We start from the raw sequence: 12,551 nt of genomic DNA on the forward strand, positions 1-12,551 counted from the left end.
GGGAGCGGGACTGGGCATTGTCGCGCGCCGCGGACCACCTCAGACTGAGGCGCGGTCGTCACCGTCGACACCGAAGGAGCAGCATGGAACCCCCCACCGCCGCGTCGCGCCGCAGCGCAGACGCCCCCGCCTCGAACCGCATCCGTCGGGTCGTCGCCGCCTCGATGGCCGGCACGGTCGTCGAATGGTACGAATTCTTCCTCTACGCCACGGCCGCGAGCCTGGTCTTCGGCACGTTCTTCTTCCCCTCGTCCGGCTCGCCGCTCGACGGCATCATCGCCGCGTTCGTCACCTACGCTGTCGGCTTCATCGCGCGCCCCCTCGGCGGGATCGTATTCGGCCAGATTGGCGACCGCTTCGGCCGCAAGCCCACGCTGCAGGCCACGATCATCATCGTCGGCGTCGCGACCTTCCTCATGGGCTGCCTGCCCGGCTTCGCGAGCGTCGGCTACTGGGCTCCCGCGATGCTCGTCGCCCTGCGCTTCATCCAGGGCTTCGCGGTCGGCGGGGAGTGGGGCGGCGCAGTGCTGCTCGTGGCCGAGCAGAGCCCCGACCGTCGTCGCGCGTTCTGGTCGAGCTGGCCGCAGGCCGCCGTTCCGGTGGGCAATCTGCTGGCGACCCTCGTGCTGCTGATCACCTCGTTCGTGCTCAGCCCCGCCGCCTTCCTCGACTGGGGCTGGCGCATCGCGTTCTGGCTGTCGGCCGTGATCGTGCTCGTCGGCTTCTGGATCCGCCGCCACGTCGAAGAGGCCCCGATCTTCCTCGAGGCCAAGGCGCAGGTCGAGAAAGAGAAGGCGACGTCGTTCGGTGTCGTCGAGGTGCTGCGCCGCTACCCGAAGGGCGTCGTGCAGGCGATGGGCGTGCGCTTCGCCGAGAACATCGTCTACTACATCGTCGTCAGCTTCTCGATCGTCTACCTGAAGATCGTGCACTCGTACGACACCAGTCAGCTGCTGCTGGCCCTGCTGATCGCCCACATCGTGCACTTCGCCGTGATTCCGCCGCTCGGCCGCCTGTCCGACCGCGTCGGTCGCCGCCCGGTGTACCTCGCGGGGGCGGTCCTCAGCGCAACCTGGGCGTTCTTCGCCTTCCCGATGTTCGACACGCTCAACCCCGTGATGATCGTGCTCGCGGTGACGATCGGTCTGATCTTCCACGCCGGGATGTACGCCCCGCAGCCCGCGGTCATGGCCGAGCTGTTCCCGACCCGCATGCGCTACTCGGGCGTCTCGCTGGGCGCGCAGGTCACGGCGATCCTCGCGGGTTCGCTCGCCCCGATCCTGGCGACGCAGTGGCTGCGCGACTTCGGCTCGTGGCTGCCCATCGCGATCTACATCGTCGTGGCGTGCATCGTGACCTCGATCGCCGTGCTGTCGTTGAAGGAGACGCGGGGCATCTCGCTGCGCGACATCGACGCCGCCGACGCCGCACGCACCGCGGCGGCCCCGGCGACGACGGGGGTGAGGGGAGCCCGATGAGCACCGACCTGACCGGCCGCCGCGCCCTCGTCACCGGGGGAGCGAGCGGGATCGGCGAAGCGATCGTCCGCGCCTTCGCCGGCGCCGGGGCCCACGTCACCGTCGCCGACGTGAACGGCGAACAGGCAGAGTGCGTGGCGGCCGAGGTCGGGGGCGAGGCGTGGCACGTCGACCTCTCCGACACGGCGGCCCTGCGCGAGCTGCACCTCGACGTCGACATCCTCGTCAACAACGCCGGCATCCAGCACGTCAGCCCCATCGAGGAGTTCGACCCCGAGCGTTTCTCGTTCATGCTGCGGCTCATGCTCGAGGCCCCGTTCCTGCTGATCCGCGCCGCCCTGCCCGGCATGTACGAGCGCGGGTTCGGGCGGGTGCTGAACGTTTCGAGCGTGCACGGCATCCGCGCCTCGGAGTACAAGTCGGCGTACGTCACCGCCAAGCACGGCCTCGAGGGGCTGTCCAAGACCACCGCGCTCGAGGGCGGCCCGCACGGGGTGACGAGCGTGTGCATCGATCCCGGATACGTGCGCTCGCCGCTGGTCGAGAAGCAGATCGCCGATCAGGCCCGCACGCACGGCATCGCCGAGGGGCAGGTGCTCGAGACGATCCTGTTGAAGGATGCCGCGATCAAGCGCCTCGTCGAGCCCGCGGAGGTCGCCTCTCTCGCCCTATGGTTGGCGGGTCCGGATGCCGCGATGGTCACCGGCTCGAGTTACCTCATGGACGGCGGGTGGTCGGCGCACTGACGGTCGGGGACGCCCCGGGGCCCGCAGCGGGTGAATTCTCTGTTCGCGGTCATCGCGAGAAGGCCTCCCGAACAGGAATATTTCCGCTCCTGGGGGGCTGAACGCCGGAACGCATCCGACGGGAATCGGTACCCGGTGCCGTCTCCGGCGGGTTTCGGTCTCGTAAATATGCGCGGATCGGGTTTACCGTTGACACTTCCCCGGTCAAGGATGTCCGAGGGACTACGGCGCTTGTCGCAGTCGACACTTCACAGCAGAGGTAATTCATGACACTGCACATCAGTGGGCGGGGCCGTCTCGGCCTCGTCATCGGCGCCTTCGGCGCCTCGGCCCTTGTTCTGGCAGGTTGCACGACCACCACCGGAGGCGGCGCCTCCGACGGCGGCTCGACCGACCCCCTCGTCATCGGCACCACCGACAAGATCACCTCGATCGACCCGGCCGGCTCGTACGACAACGGATCGTTCGCCGTCATGACGCAGATCTACCCCTTCCTCATGAACAGCCAGTACGGCACGTCCGAGGTCACCCCCGACATCGCCGAGTCGGCCGAGTTCACCTCGCCGACCGAGTACACGGTCACGCTCAAGTCGGGCCTGAAGTTCGCGAACGGCCACGACCTCACGTCGTCCGACGTGAAGTTCTCGTTCGACCGCCAGGTCGCGATCAACGACCCGAACGGCCCCGCGTCGCTGCTGGGCAACCTCGAGAGCGTCGCCGCTCCCGACGACACGACGGTCGTGTTCACGCTGAAGAACGGCAACGACCAGGTCTGGCCCCAGATCCTCTCGAGCCCCGCCGCGCCGATCGTCGACGAAGAGGTCTTCTCGGCCACCGCCGTCACCTCGGACGACGCGATCGTCGAGGGCAAGGCCTTCGCCGGTCAGTACACGATCGACTCGTACAAGCCGAACGAGCTCATCTCGTACAAGCCGTACGCCGACTACATGGGGTCGCTTCCCAAGGCGGCCAACGGCGGCATCTCGACCAAGTACTACGCCGACTCGTCGAACCTCAAGCTCGACGTGCAGTCGGGTGCGATCGACGTCGCCTACCGCAGCCTGAGCGCGACCGACGTCGCCGACCTGCAGAAGGACGACGCGGTCAAGGTCGTCGACGGCCCCGGCGGCGAGATCCGCTACATCGTCTTCAACTTCGACACCATGCCGTACGGCACGAAGACCCCCGATGCCGACGCCGCCAAGTCGCTCGCGATCCGTCAGGCCGCGGCCGACCTCGTCGACCGCCAGGCGATCGCGACCGACGTCTACAAGGACACCTACTCGCCGCTGTACTCCTACGTGCCGCAGGGTCTCGCGGGTGCCAACGAGGCGCTCAAGGACATGTACGGCGACGGCAGCGGCAAGCCCGACGCCGCCAAGGCCAAGGCGACCCTCGAGGCGGCCGGTCTGTCGACCCCCGTCACGCTGAACCTGCAGTATAACGGCGACCACTACGGCCCCTCGTCGGGTGACGAGTACGCCGCGGTCAAGGCGCAGCTCGAGAAGGACGGCCTGTTCACGGTCAACCTCGCGCAGACCGAGTGGGTGCAGTACACCAAGGACCGCAAGGCCGACGCGTACCCCGCGTACCAGCTCGGCTGGTTCCCGGATTACTCGGATGCCGACAACTACCTCACCCCGTTCTTCGCGAAGGACAACTTCCTGCTGAACCACTACGACAACGCCGAGGTTCAGAAGCTGCTCGTCGACCAGGCGACGCAGACCGACAAGACCACGCGTGAGCAGGAGATCGGCGAGATCCAGGACAAGGTGGCCGCCGACCTCTCGACGCTGCCGCTGCTCCAGGGCAAGCAGGTCGCGATCGTGGGCTCGAGCGTCGAGGGCGCCGTCCTCGACGGGTCGTTCAAGTTCCGCTACGCACCGCTGCACAAGTAAGACCGAATCGGCGCCTCGCGCGATTCCGCTCACCCGACGACCGGGGTCACGTACCCTCGGTCGTCGGGTGAGAGCGGAGCGATGAGGCGCCGTTCCCCCGTTGAGTGAGGTCTCTCCCGTATGGTCACCGCCGTCGACGCTGCCGACATCGCCAAACCCGTCTCTCCCAAGGGCGGAGGACTGTGGCGTTACATCCTGGTCCGTCTGCTCCTGATCATCCCGACGGTGTTCATCCTCGTCACCGTGGTGTTCGTGCTCATGCGCATCACGGGCGACCCGATCACCGCCGCCCTCGGCGGCCGTCTTCCCCCCGATCAGCTCGCGGAGCGCATCGCGCAGGCCGGTTACGACCGGCCGCTGATCGTGCAGTACTTCGAGTACATCGGCGGCATCCTCCGCGGTGACTTCGGCACGACGCTCACCGACAACCGTCCGGTGATCGAGATCCTGCTGCAGTACGGCTCCGCCACCCTCGAGCTCGCGATCTACGCGCTCTTCGTCGCGTTGCTCATCGGCATCCCCTTCGGTCTGATCGCCGCGTACAAGCGCGACCGCTGGCCCGACGCGACCCTGCGCATCGGGGCGATCCTCGGCTACGCGACGCCCATCTTCTTTGTCGGGCTGCTGCTCAAGCTCGTCTTCTCGGTGTGGCTGAGCGTCCTCCCGGTCGCCGGTCGTGCGAGCACCCGCACCGAGTTGAAGTTCGCCTCGATCGAGAACCCCACCGGCATCTACCTGCTCGATGCGATCCGCCTGGGCGACGGGGCGGCCGCGGGTGACGTCCTCATCCACGCGATCCTGCCCGGTGTGGCTCTCGGCATCTTGACGGCGGGGATCTTCCTGCGTCTGGTGCGCACGAACGTCATCGGCACCCTCGGTGCCCAGTACGTCACCTCGGCGCGCTCGCGCGGCGTGGGGGAGTACCGCCTGGTCACCAAGCACGCCTATCGTCCCGCGCTGATCCCGATCATCACCGTGATCGGCCTGCAGATCGCCCTGCTGCTGTCGGGTGCGGTGCTGACCGAGACGACGTTCGAGTGGAAGGGCCTCGGATTCATGCTCAGCGAGTACCTCAAGGCCCGTGACTTCGTGGCGGTGCAGGGCATCGTCGTGATCATCGCCGTGCTGGTCGCCTTCACCAACTTCCTGGTCGACGTCATCGCGGCGATCATCGACCCGCGAGTGAGGTACTGACATGTCGGATGCCATGACCCCCGCCCTCTCCGACGACAGCGTGACGGTGCGCAAGGTGCCGCTTCGCGACCGCCTGCCGGTGATCTCGCACCTGCGCCGCAGCGTCGGCCTGCAGCGCACCATGCTCGTGCTCGGCCTCGTGATCACCACGGTGTTCCTGTTGACGGCTCTGTTCGCCCCTCTTCTCGCGCCCTACGGGTTCGCGCAGCAGGAGGCCGACGGTGTGAAGTTCGGCACCCAGCAAGCGCCCAGCGCGATGAACCTGCTCGGCACGACCGTCGGCGGGTACGACGTCCTCTCGCGCGTGATCTGGGGAGCGCAGACCGCGCTGCTCGTGATCCTCTGCGCGATCGCGTTCTCGATCTTCCTCGGCATCTTCCTGGGTCTCGTCGGCGGCTACTTCGGCGGCTGGCTGGACCGGATCCTCGTGGTGCTGTGCGACGCGATCTACGCGTTCCCCTCGCTGCTGCTCGCCATCGTCATGTCGATCGCGATCACCAAGGGGCAGTCGACCCTGTGGGGTGGCATCCTGGCCACCGCCATCTCGATCACCGTGGTGTTCGTGCCGCAGTACTTCCGCGTGATCCGCGCCGAGGTGGTGCGCGTGAAGGCCGAGCCCTTCGTCGAGTCGGCGCGCGTGATCGGGGTGCCCACGGCACGCATCCTGCTGCGTCACGTGCTGCGCAACTCGACGCGCTCGCTGCCGGTCGTGGTCACGCTGAACGCCTCCGAGGCGCTGCTGACCCTGGCGGGCCTCGGCTTCCTCGGCTTCGGCATCGAGGCCACCGCCGCCGCCGAGTGGGGCTACGACCTCAACCGCTCGGTGAGCGACGTGACCAGCGGAATCTGGTGGACGGCGATCCCGCCGGGAGTTGCGATCGTGCTCGCCGTGCTCGGCATCACCCTCGTCGGCGAGAGCCTCAACGACCTGAGCGACCCGCGTCTGCGCACGCGCCGCCGCGCGGGTCGCGCTCCCGCTCCCGTCACCGCGGTCGATCCGTCGACGTCTCCGGCCGAAGCCTCGACCACCGTGTCCCCCGCCGGGTCCCCGGCATCCGCCCCCTCCGATGGGAGCCCCTCATGACCGGCACCACCGCCCCCGTCGCCCGGATCGACGACCTGCGCGTCGCCTTCGCCACCGATGGCGAGCCGGTCGCGGCGATCAACGGGATCTCGCTCGAGGCCCACGCGGGCGAGGTGCTCGCGATCGTCGGCGAGTCGGGCTCGGGCAAGACCGTCACCGCCAACACCCTGCTGGGGCTGCTGCCCGAGACGGCGACGCTGTCGGGCGCGGTCATCGTGCGAGGTCGCGACGGCGACCAGACCGACATCGTGCACGCCACCCGCGCCCAGTTGCGCGAGATGCGCGGGCGCGACGCGGCGATGGTGTTCCAGGAGCCGTCGACCGCCCTCAACCCGGTCTACACGGTCGGGTGGCAGATCGCCGAGGGCCTGCGCGCGCACGAGAAGCTGTCGAAGTCCGAGGCGAAGACCAAGGCCGTCGACATCCTGCGCCGCGTCGGCATCCCCGATCCCGAGAAGCGCGTCGACGACTACCCGCACCAGTTCTCGGGCGGGCAGAAGCAGCGCGTGGTCATCGCGATGGCCCTCGTGCTGAACGCCGGCCTGATCATCGCCGACGAGCCGACCACGGCGCTGGATGTGACGGTGCAGGCCGAGATCCTCGACCTGCTGCGCACGTGCCGCGACGAGTTCGGCGCGACGATCGTGCTCATCACGCACAACATGGGCGTCGTCGCCGACCTCGCCGACCGCGTGATCGTGATGTACCGCGGCGACATCGTCGAGCAGGCGCCCGTGCGCGAGCTGTTCGCCGCCCCGCGCGAGGAGTACACGCGCGAACTGCTCGCGGCCGTGCCGCACGTGGGTCGCGGCAAGAGCTCGCGGCAGTCGCTCGCCGATGCGGCACCCACCTCGCCGCCGGCGGGAAGCCTCGTCGTGGCCGACAAGGTCGAGATCGGGTACCCCGGTCGCTTCGGGTCGCCGGGGGTCGTCGCCGTGAAAGGCGTGGACTTCTGGATCGGCCCCGGCGAAGTGCTCGGTCTGGTCGGAGAGTCCGGCTCGGGCAAGACCACGATCGGTCGCGCGATGGTCGGTCTCACCTCGGTCGTCGGGGGATCGCTCAAGGTCCTCGGCACCGAGATGAACGGCGCGAAGCCCCGCACGCTCGCCAAGACGCGCCCCGACATCGGCTTCGTCTTCCAGGACCCGGCGACGAGCTTCAACCCGCTGCTCACGATCGCGGAGTGCATTGCCGAGCCGCTCGTGGTGCACCGTCGCGTCTCGGGAGCCCGCGCCGCCCGCCAGCGCGTGAACGAGCTGCTAGATGCCGTGCAGCTGCCGACCGCGTTCGGCGATCGCTACCCGCACGAGCTGTCGGGTGGTCAGCGCCAGCGCGCTTCGCTCGCTCGAGCCCTCGCCCTGGACCCGAAGCTGCTCATCGCCGATGAGCCGACCTCGGCGCTCGACGTGTCGGTGCAGGCGCGTGTGCTGCAGCTGTTCGCGCAGTTGCAGGCGGAGTTCGGGTTCGCGTGCCTGTTCATCAGCCACGACCTCGCCGTCGTCGACGAGGTGGCCGACCGCGTGGTCGTGCTGCAGCGGGGCGTGATCCGTGAGCAGGGCACGACCGTGCAGGTGCTCACCGAGCCGCGCGACGACTACACGAAGCGCCTGCTCGTGTCGCTGCCGGTGCCGGACCCGGTCGAGCAGGAGAACCGCCGCGAGCTGTGGCGGTCGACCCGCGGGGTCTGACGACTGACGAGAGCGGGGCCCTCACGTACGCAGCGTGGGGGCCCCGAGTCGTATCGGCTGACATTGCGCAGGGTCAGTGATTCAGCGCGATGGGCCGGACGCCGGCGGAGCGTGCCCCGCGTCAGCGCCCGAAGACCGTCGTAAGGATCCACCACGCGGCGAAACCGGCGATCACGACGAACGACCACACGGGGATTCCCCGCTTCAGTCGCCGCCCCTCGCGGGCCACGCCCGCGGGCGGCGGGGTGAGCAGGGGAGCGCCCTGGATGGTGGCCCCCGGGATCCCGGATGCCACGGCCCCGGTCGTCGCTCGGGTCAGGCGGTCGTCGCGCCAGCGCGCCCACTGCGCGAGCTTGTCGTCGATCGCGGCGACCGTGGCGAACAGCCATTCCCAGGTCGCGGGGTCGAGGGTCGTCAGGTCGCGCTTGGCGTAGAGGAACAGCCAGTCGTCGACGATCTCGACGTCGAGGGCCGCGGCGTTGTCGACGAAGCGGGCCATGACGTCGGGGGTGAAGAGGTAAAGCGCGTCGCGCTCGTAGCCCTCGGGGCAGTACAGCGCGAAGTGCTGGTCGAAGTCGCCCTCGAGGCTCAGGCGCTGGTCGCGTCCGAACGTGATCGGCAGGTTCGAGCCGCCGAACAGACCGTTGTTGCCCGCGGCATCCAGCACGATGTGGGGCAGAGGGGTGTCGAGCCGCAGCGCCACGTATCCCCAGCGGTGGGTCTGCTTGTTCTTGCCCGACCCGGTCTCGTACGTGTAGTTGGCCACCTCGAGGGTGCGCGGCTGCGTCCGCCGCATCACGTCGTGCAGCTCCTGGTTGCGGCCGAGGTCGAAGATCATGCCCGGGAGTCGGGGGTTCGAATATCCCGGATGCCACGTCATGCCGTTCGCGCTCGCGAACAGGCTCAGCCGGTAGCGGCGTGCCGCGGCGCCGCCGACCCCGCGGATGACCGCCCACGCGATGAGCCCCGCGACGACGAGCATGATCGCGAAGGGCAGGAGCCCGAAGACGCTGCCGCTGCTGCCCGTGAACGCGATCGCCATGAACGAGACGAAGGTCGGAACGACGATGAACAGGGCCGCGAGGCCCACGAACGCGAACACGATGATCGTGAACGCGCGGCTCTGCAGCATTCCCTTCTCGCGCAGCGCCTTGCTGAAGGCGCGGACCTTCGCCCGGTCGATCGGCTGGGTCAGGGCGGTGGTGTCGAGAGTCATGTTCACTGTGCCAAGAAGAAGAGGAAGCCGGCCGCGAAGACGACGAGCGGGATGACGACGAGGGACCCGGCCACGACGAGCAGGGCGATGAGCCAGGCGTTGCTGCGTTTGAGCCTCTGACCGGGAGGGGCGACTCCGACCGGCGCGGGGGTGAACGTCATCGGCAGGGGCGCGGGTGTCGGCGCCGCGGCTGTCGGTGCAACGGCTCCCGGCGTCGCGGCGACCGGAACGGGTCGCGGTGCGAAAGCCCCCTCCTGCAGCCTGTCGTCGCGCCACCGCCCCCACTGCTCGAGCTTGTCGAGCAGCGCCGAGACGACCGCGAACGCCCACGCCCACCGGGCCGGGTCGAGGGTCGAGAGCTCGTCGGGCGAGTAGAGGAACATCCAGTCGTCGACGATCTCGACCTCGAGCGCCGAGGCGTTGTTGATGAAACGCGCCATCACGTCGGGGGTGAAGAGGTACAGCGCGTCGCGCTCGTAGCCCTGGGGGCACGACAGGTGGAAGTACCGGTCGAAGTCGCCCTCGAGGCTCAACCGCTGCCCGCGCTCCCACAGGCCGAGTTTCACCCCGTTGCCCACGGCATCCAGCACGATGTGGGGGAGGGGGACGTCGAGGCGGATCGCGATGTAGCCCCAGCGCGAGGTATGCGTGTTCTTGCCGTCGCTCGTCGTGTACGAGTAGTTGCCGATCTCGACGAACCGCGGCTCGCGCCCGCGCAGGATGTCGTAGCCCGTGCGGTCGCCGCCGACCCCGAACAGCACCCCCGGAAGCGGGGGAGTCGGCACCGCGGGCACGTACTCCATGCCCACGTCGCGGCTGAATCCCGCGAGCCGCCAGCGGCGGTCCTCCTGGGTGCGCTGGGTCCTCTGGCCGAGGAACCACGCCAGCGCCAGCCCGCCGAGACCCAGCACGATCGGGAAGAGGAACAGGATGCCGAGGATGAACGACCCTTCGCGCAGCACCGGCGCCAGCAGCACCGCCGCGACGATGATGACGACGCCGATCCCGCCGATGAGCGCGAACGCGATGGCGAAGGTGACGACGGCCGCACCCGTGCCCGGGAGCCGGCCCCTTTTGCGCAGGTCGGCGGTGAATGCCTTCGCGGCCCGGGGGTCGGGCGGCGTCAGCAACGCTCGTGCGTCGAATGGTCGGATCCCTGCCATGCGGCCCTCCGCCGTCGTCTGGTCACGTCCACGCTACCGATGTCCGATTCCCCGAGGCGAGCGGCATCCGTTAGACTACGAAGGTTGTCCGGCGACGCCCATGCGCGTGTGAGCCCGTGACGACGTGCAACACACCCTCCTGCTGCCGGGAAATGCCCGTCAGCCGTTCTAGTCCGAAGGAGGTGGGTTAGTGACGCACCAGTACGAACTCATGGTCATCTTCGATCCCGAGATCGACGAGCGCCAGGTCGCTCCGAAGCTCGACGGATTCCTCAAGGTCATCACGGCCGATGGAGGAACCATCGACAAGATCGACATCTGGGGCCGCCGTCGTCTCGCCTACGAGATCCGCAAGAAGAACGAGGGCATCTACGCCGTCGTCAACTTCGTCGCGACCAGCGAGGCCACGAACGAGCTCGACCGTCAGCTGAAGCTGAACGAGCAGATCATGCGCACCAAGGTCCTGCGCGCCGAAGAAGCGATCGCCCAGGTCGCCGCCGAGGCCAAGCGCTCCGAGGAGAAGGCCGCCCGCAAGGCCGCCGCTCCCCGCAAGGTCGAGTCCGCCGAGAAGGCTGCGAAGTAACGACGATGGCCGGCGAAACCGTCATCACCGTCGTGGGTAACCTCACGGCCGACCCCGAGCTGCGGTACACGCAGAACGGGCTCCCGGTCGCGAACTTCACCATCGCGTCGACCCCCCGCACGTTCGACCGTCAGGCGAACGAGTGGAAGGACGGCGAGGCGCTCTTCCTGCGTGCCTCGGTGTGGCGCGAATTCGCCGAGCACGTCGCCGGTTCGCTGACGAAGGGCAGCCGTGTCATCGCGACCGGTCGCCTCAAGCAGCGTTCGTACCAGGACCGCGAGGGAAACAACCGCACCTCCATCGAACTCGAAGTCGATGAGATCGGTCCCTCGCTCCGCTACGCGACCGCCCAGGTCACGCGTGCCGCCGGTGGCGGCAACGGTGGCGGTGGCGGTCAGCGCGCGCAGGTGCAGCAGTCGAACGACGAGCCGTGGTCGACGCCCGGTTCGAACAACGGCGGCGGCAACAACGGCGGCGCAGACGCGTGGAGCACTCCTGGTTCCTACGGAGACGACACCCCGTTCTGAACTTCGCCCCGCTCTCGAGCGAGACGACCCCTGAAATTCCGGATGCCGTGTCCCGGTCCGCGTGACCGACTCGGCGTCCGAACCACACGAAAGAAGGAAGCATGGCTGGAAAGGCCACTGGTGACCGCCGCAAGCCGCGGAAGGGCGCGAAGAACGCAGCCCCCGCGAAGGCGATCCGCGTCGGCGTCATCGACTACAAGGACGTCCCCACCCTCCGCAAGTTCATCTCGGAGCGCGGCAAGATCCGCGCCCGTCGTATCACCGGTGTCTCCGTGCAGGAGCAGCGTCTGATCGCCCGCGCCATCAAGAACGCGCGCGAGATGGCTCTTCTGCCCTACGCCGGCGCCGGCCGCTAAGGAGCACCCGATGGCAAAGCTGATTCTCACGAATGAGGTCACCGGGCTCGGTAGCGCCGGTGATGTTGTCGAGGTCAAGAACGGGTACGCCCGTAACTACCTCATCCCGCAGGGCTTCGCCGTGTCGTGGAGCCGTGGTGGCGAGAAGCAGGTCGCGTCGATCCGCGCTGCTCGCGAGACCCGCGCGATCCACGACCACGAAGAGGCCGTGTCGCTGAAGAACACGCTCGAGTCGAACACCGTCAAGCTGGCCGTCAAGGCCGGCAACGAGGGTCGCCTCTTCGGTTCGGTCAAGCCCGCCGATGTCGCCGACGCCGTCAAGGCTGCCGGTCTGGGCGAGCTCGACAAGCGCAAGATCCAGATCACCTCTTCGATCAAGTCGGTCGGCGAGCACGAGGCGACCGTTCGCCTGCGTGACGACGTCACCGCCGTGATCACCCTCCAGGTGGTCGCCGCGAAGTAATTCGCGACGCACGATTCGGCCCCGCTCCTGCTTCGGCAGGGCGGGGCCTTTTCGCGTTCGCCTTCATCGGTTTGGGGCGGGTTTCTGCGGTTGGGGCGTGAATTTTCCGCCCCGACGTGCGGGATGCGCCCCGAACCCGCCCGCCGCGGGGGTCG

12 protein-coding genes are annotated in these 12,551 nt (G+C 68.4%); 10 read left to right on the forward strand and 2 right to left on the reverse strand.

Annotated elements, in window-relative coordinates; translation table 11 throughout:
- Nucleotides 1-83 precede the first annotated feature (83 nt).
- From BLS25_RS04095 to BLS25_RS04120, 6 genes are all read left to right on the forward strand, one after another.
- Entirely contained in the window at nucleotides 84-1,478 is a 1,395-nt protein-coding gene (locus BLS25_RS04095) for an MFS transporter (RefSeq protein WP_074694528.1), read from the forward strand.
- A complete protein-coding gene (locus BLS25_RS04100; protein ID WP_074694529.1) occupies nucleotides 1,475-2,224 on the forward strand; it encodes a 3-hydroxybutyrate dehydrogenase in 750 nt (249 codons plus the stop codon). Before BLS25_RS04095 ends, BLS25_RS04100 begins: the two co-directional genes overlap by 4 nt.
- A 266-nt stretch (nucleotides 2,225-2,490) precedes the next feature.
- Nucleotides 2,491-4,122, forward strand: a complete 1,632-nt coding sequence (locus BLS25_RS04105) for an ABC transporter substrate-binding protein (RefSeq protein ID WP_074694530.1) — start codon at nucleotides 2,491-2,493, stop codon at nucleotides 4,120-4,122.
- A gap of 120 nt (nucleotides 4,123-4,242) precedes the next feature.
- Nucleotides 4,243-5,316: an ABC transporter permease gene (locus BLS25_RS04110; RefSeq protein ID WP_074694531.1), complete on the forward strand. Its 1,074-nt coding sequence runs from the start codon at nucleotides 4,243-4,245 to the stop codon at nucleotides 5,314-5,316.
- Nucleotides 5,317-5,329: 13 nt separating this feature from the next.
- The gene (locus BLS25_RS04115; protein WP_074694799.1) at nucleotides 5,330-6,400 is read left to right on the forward strand and encodes an ABC transporter permease; all 1,071 of its coding nucleotides are present in this window, start codon (nucleotides 5,330-5,332) and stop codon (nucleotides 6,398-6,400) included.
- On the forward strand, nucleotides 6,397-8,088 hold the full coding sequence (locus BLS25_RS04120) for a dipeptide ABC transporter ATP-binding protein (RefSeq protein WP_056224976.1): 1,692 nt from the start codon (nucleotides 6,397-6,399) through the stop codon (nucleotides 8,086-8,088). The genes BLS25_RS04115 and BLS25_RS04120 overlap by 4 nt, the downstream gene beginning before the upstream one ends.
- A 121-nt stretch (nucleotides 8,089-8,209) precedes the next feature.
- On the opposite strand, the gene BLS25_RS04125 is transcribed toward BLS25_RS04120, so the two are convergent.
- Nucleotides 8,210-9,304 carry a hypothetical protein gene (locus tag BLS25_RS04125; protein ID WP_074694532.1) on the reverse strand — a complete coding sequence of 365 codons (1,095 nt, stop codon included), beginning with the start codon at nucleotides 9,302-9,304 and terminating at the stop codon, nucleotides 8,210-8,212.
- 2 nt (nucleotides 9,305-9,306) lie between these two features.
- A complete protein-coding gene (locus BLS25_RS04130; RefSeq protein ID WP_074694533.1) occupies nucleotides 9,307-10,467 on the reverse strand; it encodes a hypothetical protein in 1,161 nt (386 codons plus the stop codon).
- 190 nt (nucleotides 10,468-10,657) lie between these two features.
- Between BLS25_RS04130 and rpsF the strand changes: the two genes are divergently transcribed.
- From rpsF to rplI, 4 genes are all read left to right on the forward strand, one after another.
- A complete protein-coding gene (gene rpsF, locus BLS25_RS04135) occupies nucleotides 10,658-11,050 on the forward strand; it encodes a 30S ribosomal protein S6 (RefSeq protein WP_056224969.1) in 393 nt (130 codons plus the stop codon).
- Between the two features lie 5 nt (nucleotides 11,051-11,055).
- Entirely contained in the window at nucleotides 11,056-11,577 is a 522-nt protein-coding gene (locus BLS25_RS04140; RefSeq protein ID WP_074694534.1) for a single-stranded DNA-binding protein, read from the forward strand.
- A gap of 101 nt (nucleotides 11,578-11,678) precedes the next feature.
- Complete coding sequence (rpsR, locus tag BLS25_RS04145) at nucleotides 11,679-11,933, forward strand: 30S ribosomal protein S18 (RefSeq protein WP_055832386.1); 255 nt, start codon at nucleotides 11,679-11,681, stop codon at nucleotides 11,931-11,933.
- 10 nt (nucleotides 11,934-11,943) lie between these two features.
- Entirely contained in the window at nucleotides 11,944-12,396 is a 453-nt protein-coding gene (gene rplI, locus BLS25_RS04150) for a 50S ribosomal protein L9 (protein ID WP_056224965.1), read from the forward strand.
- The last annotated feature ends 155 nt before the right edge of the window (nucleotides 12,397-12,551 follow it).

Source organism: Microbacterium testaceum StLB037, from assembly GCF_900104345.1.
GTDB classification, from domain to species: domain Bacteria; phylum Actinomycetota; class Actinomycetes; order Actinomycetales; family Microbacteriaceae; genus Microbacterium; species Microbacterium testaceum_A.

Coding starts and splice junctions, on each gene's coding strand:
- BLS25_RS04095 (WP_074694528.1), top strand. CDS start 84: ATGGAACCCCCCACCGCCGCGTCGCGCCGCAGCGCAGACGCCCCCGCC.
- BLS25_RS04100 (WP_074694529.1), top strand. CDS start 1,475: ATGAGCACCGACCTGACCGGCCGCCGCGCCCTCGTCACCGGGGGAGCG.
- BLS25_RS04105 (WP_074694530.1), top strand. CDS start 2,491: ATGACACTGCACATCAGTGGGCGGGGCCGTCTCGGCCTCGTCATCGGC.
- BLS25_RS04110 (WP_074694531.1), top strand. CDS start 4,243: ATGGTCACCGCCGTCGACGCTGCCGACATCGCCAAACCCGTCTCTCCC.
- BLS25_RS04115 (WP_074694799.1), top strand. CDS start 5,330: ATGACCCCCGCCCTCTCCGACGACAGCGTGACGGTGCGCAAGGTGCCG.
- BLS25_RS04120 (WP_056224976.1), top strand. CDS start 6,397: ATGACCGGCACCACCGCCCCCGTCGCCCGGATCGACGACCTGCGCGTC.
- BLS25_RS04125 (WP_074694532.1), bottom strand. CDS start 9,304: ATGACTCTCGACACCACCGCCCTGACCCAGCCGATCGACCGGGCGAAG.
- BLS25_RS04130 (WP_074694533.1), bottom strand. CDS start 10,467: ATGGCAGGGATCCGACCATTCGACGCACGAGCGTTGCTGACGCCGCCC.
- BLS25_RS04140 (WP_074694534.1), top strand. CDS start 11,056: ATGGCCGGCGAAACCGTCATCACCGTCGTGGGTAACCTCACGGCCGAC.
- rpsR (WP_055832386.1), top strand. CDS start 11,679: ATGGCTGGAAAGGCCACTGGTGACCGCCGCAAGCCGCGGAAGGGCGCG.
- rplI (WP_056224965.1), top strand. CDS start 11,944: ATGGCAAAGCTGATTCTCACGAATGAGGTCACCGGGCTCGGTAGCGCC.